This window comes from Sphingobacterium sp. 1.A.4 (assembly GCF_002734245.1).
GTDB lineage: Bacteria > Bacteroidota > Bacteroidia > Sphingobacteriales > Sphingobacteriaceae > Sphingobacterium > Sphingobacterium tenebrionis.
Map to the genome: position 1 here is coordinate 1 of NZ_PEAZ01000093.1, position 10,563 is coordinate 10,563.

The 10,563-nt window shown below is 43.2% G+C and carries 9 protein-coding genes and 1 tRNA gene; 5 read left to right on the forward strand and 5 right to left on the reverse strand.

Annotated features, from left to right (window positions below; all coding sequences use genetic code 11):
• The 3 genes from CRJ00_RS15495 to CRJ00_RS15505 form a co-directional block, all read right to left on the reverse strand.
• Positions 1–228 (reverse strand): ISAon1 family transposase N-terminal region protein (locus CRJ00_RS15495; protein ID WP_441347596.1); only part of this gene is annotated, 228 nt, incomplete at its 3' end.
• A gap of 222 nt (positions 229–450) precedes the next feature.
• Positions 451–537: transfer RNA gene (locus CRJ00_RS15500), tRNA-Ser, on the reverse strand.
• A 145-nt stretch (positions 538–682) separates the two neighbouring features.
• Positions 683–2,815, reverse strand: coding sequence for an HD family phosphohydrolase (locus CRJ00_RS15505; RefSeq protein ID WP_099367664.1), 2,133 nt, complete (start codon positions 2,813–2,815; stop codon positions 683–685).
• 93 nt (positions 2,816–2,908) lie between these two features.
• On the opposite strand from CRJ00_RS15505, the gene CRJ00_RS15510 reads away from it, so the two are divergent.
• Together CRJ00_RS15510 and CRJ00_RS15515 are read left to right on the forward strand one after the other, a co-directional pair.
• Positions 2,909–3,835: a GLPGLI family protein gene (locus CRJ00_RS15510; protein ID WP_099367665.1), complete on the forward strand. Its 927-nt coding sequence runs from the start codon at positions 2,909–2,911 to the stop codon at positions 3,833–3,835.
• A 33-nt stretch (positions 3,836–3,868) separates the two neighbouring features.
• Positions 3,869–6,562 carry a carboxypeptidase-like regulatory domain-containing protein gene (locus CRJ00_RS15515; protein WP_099367666.1) on the forward strand — a complete coding sequence of 898 codons (2,694 nt, stop codon included), beginning with the start codon at positions 3,869–3,871 and terminating at the stop codon, positions 6,560–6,562.
• Positions 6,563–6,603: 41 nt separating this feature from the next.
• Here CRJ00_RS15515 and CRJ00_RS15520 read toward each other — a convergent pair whose 3' ends face one another.
• Entirely contained in the window at positions 6,604–7,272 is a 669-nt protein-coding gene (locus tag CRJ00_RS15520; protein ID WP_099367667.1) for an NAD-dependent epimerase/dehydratase family protein, read from the reverse strand.
• A gap of 316 nt (positions 7,273–7,588) precedes the next feature.
• On the opposite strand from CRJ00_RS15520, the gene CRJ00_RS15525 reads away from it, so the two are divergent.
• The 3 genes from CRJ00_RS15525 (at position 7,589) to CRJ00_RS15535 (ending at position 9,888) form a co-directional block, all read left to right on the forward strand.
• Positions 7,589–8,353 (forward strand): hypothetical protein, encoded by a 765-nt coding sequence (locus CRJ00_RS15525; RefSeq protein WP_099367668.1) that lies wholly within the window; start codon positions 7,589–7,591, stop codon positions 8,351–8,353.
• Positions 8,354–8,450: 97 nt separating this feature from the next.
• On the forward strand, positions 8,451–8,978 hold the full coding sequence (locus tag CRJ00_RS15530) for a YceI family protein (protein WP_099367669.1): 528 nt from the start codon (positions 8,451–8,453) through the stop codon (positions 8,976–8,978).
• Positions 8,979–9,363: 385 nt separating this feature from the next.
• A complete protein-coding gene (locus CRJ00_RS15535; RefSeq protein ID WP_099367670.1) occupies positions 9,364–9,888 on the forward strand; it encodes a hypothetical protein in 525 nt (174 codons plus the stop codon).
• Positions 9,889–10,056: 168 nt separating this feature from the next.
• On the opposite strand, the gene CRJ00_RS15540 is transcribed toward CRJ00_RS15535, so the two are convergent.
• The coding region (locus tag CRJ00_RS15540; RefSeq protein WP_180268510.1) for a transposase at positions 10,057–10,563 on the reverse strand (507 nt) is incomplete at its 5' end.

Sequence of the window (10,563 nt, forward strand, 5' to 3'; positions counted from 1 at the left end):
ATGTAGCGTAACTTTCTGGCCTCGAATGGGAAAGTCCGAGATCTCGGTGGAAGGCATGAAGCCCTTTGACTCCAACCTGTTGTTCTCATAGCCTGTCGGAGCAATATTAAGTTCATCTAAATAAATATGGAGCTGATTGTCGACCTGATCGACTTCTATGATCTGAAAGTATTCCAAAAGCCCTTCGGGCATCAACAAGGATAGTAATTTACGTTCGGCTTCTTGCAAGGGATAACTGTTTTAAAGATGCTAAACTAAGAAATTTTTAGTATTCCCCCCCAAGGATTCAGCTTGATCCGTTCTACCGGCTTTAAAAAGTAGAAGGAGACATACCATTCTTTTGATAAATCTCCTTCTGCGTCGTAAATCTTAATGTGTTTGTAACTTAACATAGCTGTCCGGAAATTGGCAGCTACGTTTCCAACTGACTGATTATCAGGGTTATACAAGCGGAGAGGGCGGGATTCGAACCCGCGGTACCGTTTCCAGTACGACAGTTTAGCAAACTGTTCCTTTCGGCCACTCAGGCACCTCTCCGGGTTTCGACAGTGCAAACATAAAGTAATTAATTCACTCTTCAAAGCCGTTTACACACATTTTTTAACTTTTTCCCCACCAAAATCCCAACCTTCTGAATCTCAATATAATTTTTTCCACCTCCTCCAGAATCTCCATATATTTTTTATCCCTCCTTCTTCTTAGTCAGATCATAATCAATCCGAACATGATAAATACTCTTCAACATCGCCTTAAAAATCTTCGATGCTTCCGTAATATCCCTCATCGTAATATTCGCATTCGCAAACTGCCTTTGCATCAACTTATGCTCAATGATCTTGTCCACTAAATTATTGATAGACTCCTCCGTAGGTTCCTTTAAAGCCCTGGAAGCCGCCTCCACCGAGTCCGCCATCATCAACACCGCCGTCTCCTTCGAAAAAGGAACCGGGCCAGGATACTTAAAGATAGACTCATCGATCACCTTATCCGGGTTATCCTTAACCGCCAAATTATAGAAATAATCCACCTTCGTCGTACCATGGTGCGTACGGATAAAATCGATAACCACCTCCGGCATCTGATGCTTCCGCGCCATCTCGATCCCCTTCAGCACATGCGAGATAATGATCTGCGCCGATTGCTCCGGCGTCAGCTCCTCATGCGGATTATCATTCGTCTTCTGGTTCTCGATAAAATACAAAGGATTGATCATCTTCCCGATATCATGGTACAAAGCCCCCGCACGAACCAATAAAGGGTTCCCCCCTATCTTATAGATCGCTGCCTCCGCCAGGTTCGCCACCTGCAAAGAATGCTGGAAAGTGCCCGGCGCTTTCAAGGAAAGCTCCCGCAACAACCGCGAATTCGAGTTCGTCAGCTCCATCAAGGTCAGATCCGACACAATGCCGAACAACTTCTCAAACGCATAGATCAATGGATAGGCCAATAAGGTCAAGCCCACACTCACCGTAAAAGGAAGGATATCCTGCCAATAGATGCTGCTAAAGGATCCGTTACGCGTCAATACCAGCCCCACATAGGCCATGATGTAGGTCGCCAGAATAATGACCGAGGAAACCAGGAATTGCTCCCTTTTCACCAAGGTCTTGATGCTATAGATGGCCACCATACCTGCCGTAAACTGCAGGAACACAAAATCGAAACTATTCGGCACGAACAGTCCCGCCACCAGCACCATCAAAATATGAATATTCAATGCAATCCGCGTATCGAACAACAAGCGGAAGATAATAGGTACACTACAATACGGAATATAATACAGGCTCGGGATCTTCATCTTGATCGCCCAGCTCAATACCCCCAGCATCACCAGGATCACCAGAAAGATAATGAACAACAACCGGTTATTATTAAAGATATCTATCCGGAAGAAGTACAGGAACACCATTAACAAAGTCATCGCCAGGGAGATCAGGATAAAATGTCCGAAGGTCACCAGGTTCTGCTCCCCCGATATCCGCGATTCATCCTCAAAGACCTTCCGCAGCGATTCCAGCTTCTGGTAACTGTCGTTGTTCACGATTTTGCCCTGCTCCGCGATCAGCTCATCCTTCTGCACCATCCCCCGCGTGGTCGAGATATTCGACAGCGCTGTCTGCTCCACCTTATTCGTCTGGCTTTCATTAAAAACAAAATTGATCGTAATGTAACTCTTCAGGATCTCCGCCAACCAAGGCTTAAAGCTTATCTCCGTATTCCGCTCCAGCGCGCTCCGGATATATTGGTTTGCCGTTTCGATCGTAAAACAATCCACCGTATTCTTCTGCTGCGCAATATTATCATGCACCAGCACAAAATTATACTCCATCGCCGTCGGATCATGCTTCAAGGAATCATCCCCCTTCACCTGAAACCGGTTATTCAAAGAGATCACCCCCCGACCATAAACATAATCCAAAAGCGCGGTCCCTACCGCTCGATACTTGTTGATATCGGCCCCCTCCACAGAGTCCAACTGGCTGGATTGCCATTTCTCGTTCAGGTCCGTATTGAACTGGTCGATCTGCTCCTTGCTCACCACATCGTTCAGGTTGTAGATCGGCTGAACCGTCTTCAGGATATACTGCTTATCCCGCGCCAGCTCCTCCGGCGTCTTTAAGATTGCAAAGTTATAGGGCGATACCAGGTTCTCATGGTTCCAAGGTTTCCCCTTCTGGTACTCGTACCGAAATCGTGGTTGCTTAGGCAAAAATATACAGATCAGGATGATCGTCAGTACCACCATCCCATACTTCCAAACCGTTGAATTGTTCTGTAATTTATCCTTAGGGTAATTTATCTTCAGTTTTGCCACGTTCCTTTTTGTTTTATCCTTCCTAACAAATGTAATTATTTTCTTTTTGTATATATTACTAATATTTCGTAGGTTTATTAAAAATTAATAACCATGAAAAGAACGATCCTATTTTTTGCCGCTTTAGCCTTCAGCATAGGCCTTTCCGCACAGGAAAAACCAGTCGCCAAGGTGCACTACCAATTCAAACATATCAACGACACCAACAAAAGGGAGAATCCCAGACTGGATGAAGTCGTTACTTACCTAGGACAGAAAGGTTCCTATTATACTTCCTATTCTTCAGAGCGATTGAACCAGGAAGTGAAAAAACAGATGGAAAGCCCAAGTTTTGATGGTAATCTGGTGCTGAGCAAAAGCTCAACAGCCATAGACCGCAACTTTATCATCCAACCGGAAGAGAAGAAAATCTTGGAGATTGCCCGATTTGGAGGAAATACCTTTTTGATGGATAATGCCTATGATGTACCGGAATGGGAGATCCATGACGAAACCAAGACCATTGGAGGCTATACCTGCCAAAAAGCGACAACCAACTACAAGGGCCGACAGTACACCGCCTGGTTCACCACCGACCTGCCTTTTTCCTTCGGTCCTTGGAAATTACATGGACTTCCAGGCTTGATCCTATCGGCAGAAGACCTCAAAAAAGAAGTGGTTTTTGAATATGCCGGCTTCGATAAATTGGATGAAACCAACAACGTCCTGATAGAAGCTCCGGATTATGCGATCAAATCTACCCCAGCGGAGGTTAAAAAACAAGAAGAGGGATACCGGGCAAATCCGATGGCCTATATGCAGGCAAAAACGGGAGGCAGTTCCACGACGATCAGCAGTGGTAGTTCAGGAGGAAGAGGTGGCATGACTATCGTTAGTGGAAGGCCCTCAGGCTCTTCCTCTTCATCGGCTATTTCTGGTTCCATGGATCCAAGTAAGATTAAATCTCTTACGGTGAAAAGCGATAACAGCAATTACAAACCATCGGCTATTGTGAATAATCCCATTGAATTAAAACCATAAACAATTCACAAAACAGAAGATCAAATACCACCCATGTTCCTACGTTATTTAACCTCGCTAATATTAGCCTGTTTGGCCTCGCTATGCTTTGCTCAAGGGCAAAGCATACAAGGCTTCCTGATCGACAAGCAATCTGGAAAAGCCATTCCTTCCGCCAGTATCCTGCTGAAATCAGCAGAGAATAAGATCTTGGCCTTCAAACAGACCGATAGCAAGGGTTACTTTCAACTGCAGAACAATGCCGCAACAAAAGGAAGTCGGTTAGAAATCAACCACCTAGGCTATAAAAAATTCAGTATGTCCCTGTCTGCAGATCAATCCAATGAACAACCTGACTTTAAAAATCTAAAAATAGAGCTGGAACAGAATACCACCCTCCTGGATTCCATCATGGTCAAATCCCGACCGGCGATCCAGCGTATCGGAGATACCATCAGCTACAACGTGGATAGCTTTGCCAACGAAATGGACCGTTCCATTGGGGATGTGCTCAAAAAATTGCCCGGTATGGAAGTTTCCGATAATGGAAACATCAAATTCCAAGGAAAGTCCATCTCCCACCTGTATATCGATGGGGATGATCTCCTGGAAGACCGGTACAACATCGGAACCCGCACCATCCCCTACAAAATGGTCAAGGACATCCAGGTATTGCAGAACCATGAACACCTCAAGGTCCTAAAAAACAAGAAATTTACGGATGCTGTGGCGCTTAATCTCGTCATCAAGGATGAAGCAAAAATGAAGATGACCGGCGAAGTGAAATTAGGAGCTGGAATTCCCAAACAATACGATGCCGAACTCAACAGCATCCTTTTCAACAAAAAATTCAAGGTGCTCAATGTGCTGCAGTGGAACAATGTAGGTCGAGATCTGGAGCAGGATTTCACAGGTTTCAACAGCAATTCCATTATGGGGAAACTTGGCCGTACCGCCATCAACAACCTCCTCTCCCTGGGAACAGTAGGACCGCCGATGCTGGGAAAAGCCAATTACTTCCTGAATGACCATGCCAGCCTAAATGCCAATAACCTGGTCAACCTGAAAAACGACTGGCAGTTGAAATCCAATATCCAATTGATGTTGGGTCGCGATGAAAACCATTTCGAAGGTACCAACACCTACCTCACCGAAAATGAGCAGTTCGTTCTTCAAGAGGTCCAGGATAAGGAAAACGAACAGTTTATCAGTTCCTTGAAGTTTACAGCCAGCAAGAACAGTAAGGATAAATACATCAACAACATTTTGGCCCTCGAATACAGGCAGGATCAGGGTATGGCGGATATTCTGGCCAATAACATAAACAACAGGGGCAGTCTGAAGGAAAGGATCAAAGGCTTTTCCAATCATTTCTTCTATATACCCCAAACAAAAAAAGAAAACCTCCTGAAACTGGAATGGTACCTGGATTATGGCAATAAACCGCAGACTCTTCGTTTACAACCTGGAGTATTTGCTGACCGCTTAAACAATAACCTGCCCTACGACGCCAGCCTTCAATTTGTGGAAGTGCCCACCCTATTTTCCAGGGCAAATCTAGGCTACCGCATCCCAACCACCAGGATAAGACAAAGTTATAGACTAGGCGCTATCCTCGACAAACAGCAGTTCAATAGCCGTTTAGAAAAGGAAATTGAAGGCAGCAGCATGGCTTTCCCACAGGATTCCCTAAACAACCAGATGGACTGGCAACGGTATAGCCTCTCTACAGAAGCGGGATACGATTGGGAAAAGAAAAGTTTGGCAGTAACATTGACCTTACCCCTCATGCTGCAGTTCACCCACTTTGCCGACCCGAATTTTGATATCAATAATAAACAACAGCAGCTGCTTTTCCAGCCTTCGCTGAATGCCAAATTGCGGGTGGCGTCGGAGGATGAGCTGAGCTTAGGTGTCCACCGTACCAAATCTTTTGGAAATATCGACAATGTTTACCGGGGAATCGTCCTCCGCAATTACCGCAGCCTGTCCAATAACTTGGCCGGACTAGCCGAATATGAATCCCGGTCTGCCAATCTGAATTACAAGTTCAACAGAACATTGAAGATGTTCTTCATGAACGCAGGAATCAGCTATTCCCAGAATATCTCCTCCAATATCATATCCAACGAAGTGGGAGAAAACAGCACCAATACCCAATTGTTGGACCGAGAGAACCAGGTCAATTCCCTATCCACCAGCTTTGGGATCGATAAGTACATCTTCAAATGGGCAAGCTCCCTAAAAGTCAATGCCAACTGGAGCATGACCGACTACAACCAATTGTTCAATCAGGAGCTCCTCCCCTTTAAACAGTACAGCTATGGCTTGCGGACCCAGGTGGAAACCAAGATCTGGAAGAACCTGAACCTATCTTACTTCGGTTTGGCGAGCTGGTCGGATAATCAAGCTGGATCAGGCGATGGGAGCCTCGATCGAACTTCCTTTAATATCAACCAATCCGTTGGATTGCCAGTATACCTGTTCAAGGGATTGACCCTGCGCTTCACCGCGCGGCACCTATTTAACCAACAGGAAGGCTTAAAAGATATCAATTATGTGTTTTTGGATGGTTTTGCAAGATATCGTTTTGCCAAATGGAAAACAGACCTGGAATTGAACATGACCAACCTCGCAAATGTCAAATCCTTTGAAACCTATTCCATCAGCGCTAATAGGCAGAGCCATAACCTGTATCAGCTCCGGGGTAGAATGGCGGTGCTGAAGGTGATCTTTAATTTCCTATAAAAGCAAGATAGAAAGGAAGCGGTTATTTGTTCAAAAAACGATTATTGATTATTGTTGGCCAAAAAGGAAATATCCTGAATCTCCAGCACATGTTTATTATATCCATGCAATGACACATTGATCATGGCACGGCCAACTTCCGCTAAGGTCAAAAAGTAGGTTTTATTGAATGGACGCAGGAATGGGTACAGAAATTCGATGACCTTAAAAGCGCCCTTTACATTCTTGGCCCCTTTGGTTGGGCCCATCATCCCAGGCCTAAAATTATACACCGCCCGAAATGGCAAACGCATCAGGTCATTTTCTGTTTTCCCCTTCACCTTCGCCCAATTCACCCTGCCCTGTTCCGAACTGTCTGTACCTCGGCCAGAAACATAACAGAAAACCATTTCCGGATTGATAGCTACCAAATCCTTGGCGAAATTCAAGGTCAATGTATAGGTCAGGCGAAAATACTCTTCCTTAGACATGCCCACCGAGGAAACTCCTGCACAAAAGAAGCAGACATCATAACCCATCAATTCCTCTTTGATGCTGCTCAGGTTATTAAAATCACTATGGATCAGTTCCTTCACCTGCGGATGATCGATACCATAAGGCTTCCGATTCAACAATAAAATTTGTTCTACATTTGGATTCTGCAGGCATTCCAGCAGTACTCCCTCTCCAACCATTCCTGTTGAACCTGTTATAATTACCTTGATCTTCATCTAATCTCCTTAATCTTCCTTAAATTTCCATAATCTGCAGCCTAGGTATATACTACATAAATTGTTCCATTTATGTATCTACAGGCCTTTCCTTAAAACATAAAATATATCTCCATCTTGGGAAAACAGATTTAAAAATTTAAACCTCGGCTTAAGCCACTCGAAAACATTATTCATATCATAGCATACAGGGCATCATTTTTAACTTCCAACTGGTAAATTAACACCCTAAAGAATTTTTTATAAATTATTTTTTTATTTTTCTATGATAATTTTAGACAGCCTTTATCTTTGCTGAAAATTAGTAACCGTAATTTTGGAATTTAAACGTAAAAGAGATAAAATAAGCGACAATGTGGGCAAAACCATCATGATGCTGTTCGTTTTGGTTATTGTGGGGTATATCTTCCCGTTTCGTTACGCCTTATATTGCCTCCCAATCAGTATAGTCATCATATTTATCCGAAACAATCTCCGATTCACTTTCTCCAAACTGATCTATATCAAGCTGTTCAGCACCTTTGTATTTGTCTACCTACTCTTTTTGCTCACGATAAGCATCTCCCCTTACCTCAAGATCCAGGAATTCAAATGGTCACATCCTAGCTGGAAAAAGAAAGAAGTGGAAATCCTAGATTTGGAACCCCATCATTTTAGAGGCTTCAAAAGCAATGGTCATGCTTTTGTGGAGATTTGTTTTCAGAGCAGGACCAATGGAAAAGAATATAACCATATTCAGCAATATACCTTAAAACGTTATTTCCCTTTCTGGGACAAGCGGAGTACCAGCCAAAAGAAACAGGAGACACTGCTGATTGCGGAAAAAATGTTGGTCGAGAAATCCTATAGCTGCTTGGTCAATTCAAAAAACCCAAACCAAGCGATACTATTCCTGCCCATTTCCTATATCGATCTGCGCAGCTCTGTTTTCTATCAGGTACTAAGCAGTTTTACTATCCTAGCCGCACTTTTCTTTATTTTCGCATCTATCCTCATCTACCTGCTGACCATACGCATGGCCAAACACAAGGCTTCGGAAAAGCTCTATGAAAAGCTTTTACGGAAAAAAGAGATTTCTTAACATACATCAATGTGCAGCTTTTTTTTCCTGCCCTATCTTTGTTGCAACAAACAAAATCAATAGAAAAGTATTTATATCATTTAAAAAAGAAAATATTATGGCAACTTGGAACTTAGACCCAGCACACAGTGAAATTGAATTTAAAGTAAGACACATGATGATCTCTACCGTTAAAGGTCAGTTCACCAATTTCGACATTACCGTTGAAAATGATGGTGAAGGACTTGAAAACGCAAAAATTTCGGTAGACATCAAAACGGATTCCGTAAGCACCAACAACGAACAACGCGATCAACACTTAAAAAGTGAAGATTTCTTCGGTGCTGCTTCCCATCCTTCGATCACGTTCGTTTCCACGAAAATCGTGAAAGAAGATGAAGAAGAGTATAAATTGACTGGTGATTTGACCATTAAAGGAAATACAAAATCTGTAACATTTGATGTGGAATTCGGTGGTACAAGCCAAGATCCTTGGGGCAACCAAAAAGCAGGTTATACTGTAACCGGAAAGATCAACAGAAATGATTTCGGTTTGACTTGGAATGCGGCTTTGGAAACTGGTGGTGTGATGGTAAGTGACGAGGTGAAGTTCCAAGCAGAAGTACAATTTATTTTAGCTAATTAATGATTTAAAATTGGCTGATCGACAATATCTACCATTAGCTGATTAATATCATTCAAAACTAAAAACGAAGGGGCTGTCCGATATGGATGGCCCCTTATTTTTTGGGTTGGTTTCGAAGTGAAACCATACTGAAAGTAATGTGAAAGTAGGTTTTTACTATGTTTTATATACAAAAACATGGTTTAAGGTTGCTTTAACCGTGTTTTTAGAGCGAAATTAACCTTGTAACTGCTAGACTGTCTCATTTTTTTGATAATATACGTTTGTATAGTTGATAGGTTGATTGTTTAAACAACAAGTTAAACAAAATATCGCTTAAAGGAAATAAAATAACCCTTTATATCTATTTTTTTATTAAAATTGTACCATCTATTAATCGTACATTATGAAACTAAAATCAATTACCTTAGCCTTAGCTGCCCTATGTTTGAGCAGTATGGCATTTGCACAAAATCCAAATACCCATGAAGAGGGTCCAAGAGCACAGACCATCTATTTTGAGGTTTTAGGACCTGGGATTACCTATTCCGTAAACTACGACACGCGTTTTCAGAACACACGTAATGGTTTTGGTGGCCGTATTGGGGTCAGTTATTTAAATATAGACGATGAAGGTGTATTTACATTGCCTGTAGGATTAAATTACCTATTGGGTAAGAACAAACATTACTTTGAGATGGGCGTAGGTGCTACTTATTATAATGTTTCCTGGGATGAGCAGAATGATCCGAACAATGAATTGTTATTCATTGAGGGAAATAGATCCAGTATGGTAGGGAATTTGACTTTCGGATATCGCCTTCAACCGGTAGATGGCGGATTTAATTTCCGCGCAGGTTTTACCCCAACGTTTGGTAAAGGTTTCTTTATGCCTTATTTTCCGCATTTGAGTTTAGGGTATACTTTTTAGGGAAGTTTTTCGTCATTGCGAGGAGTTTTCGTCATTGCGAGGAGGTACGACGAAGCAATCTTCCCCCATGTCATGGTGAGCGTAGTCGAACCATCTGTTCGGATGCAACCGTACAGATCCTTCGACTACGCTACCAATGACATGTTGTATAACCTATTGTTAATCAGGTCAATGTATCTTATCTAATTTCATATCGAACTCCAGTGCCAACCTGTTTAGGTACTTTTCCTTCTGCTTTTTCAATTGTGTTTCATAGGTCTGCACCCCTTGTTCCACATAGGTAGTCCCCTTTACCATCAGTCGCCAATACTGTGCTGCCAATTTGTTGGCCATGGCCTTRATGGCGATCATAGGCCCTTTTCTGGCCCGAAGCCGKCGTCCGAATTCCCCGATCGCTATTTTCTTGCTCTGTAGGAGTCCCTGTGCAATGACCCGGAATATCTGTCCGGTCAGCGGTTTCCCCTTCCGCTTGACCCTTCTGCTACTTGTGCCCGAGCTGTTCTGCCCCGGAGATAGCCCCAGCCAACTTGTGAAATGCTTCTCCGTGGCCCATCGTTCCAGATCGTTTCCCGTCTCGCTGTAGATCTGCATCCAGGTATAGTCCGTGATCCCGGGCAATATGGTGGCATCCCTGCCCTGGAAGAGGTCCAGCAGATGGGCGCCAAGGTCCCTGAT

Bases quoted from the DNA above. Each gene is read 5' to 3' on its own strand.
- CRJ00_RS15510 (WP_099367665.1), top strand. From the start codon at position 2,909: ATGAAAAGAACGATCCTATTTTTTGCCGCTTTAGCCTTCAGCATAGGC.
- CRJ00_RS15515 (WP_099367666.1), top strand. From the start codon at position 3,869: ATGTTCCTACGTTATTTAACCTCGCTAATATTAGCCTGTTTGGCCTCG.
- CRJ00_RS15520 (WP_099367667.1), bottom strand. From the start codon at position 7,272: ATGAAGATCAAGGTAATTATAACAGGTTCAACAGGAATGGTTGGAGAG.
- CRJ00_RS15530 (WP_099367669.1), top strand. From the start codon at position 8,451: ATGGCAACTTGGAACTTAGACCCAGCACACAGTGAAATTGAATTTAAA.
- CRJ00_RS15535 (WP_099367670.1), top strand. From the start codon at position 9,364: ATGAAACTAAAATCAATTACCTTAGCCTTAGCTGCCCTATGTTTGAGC.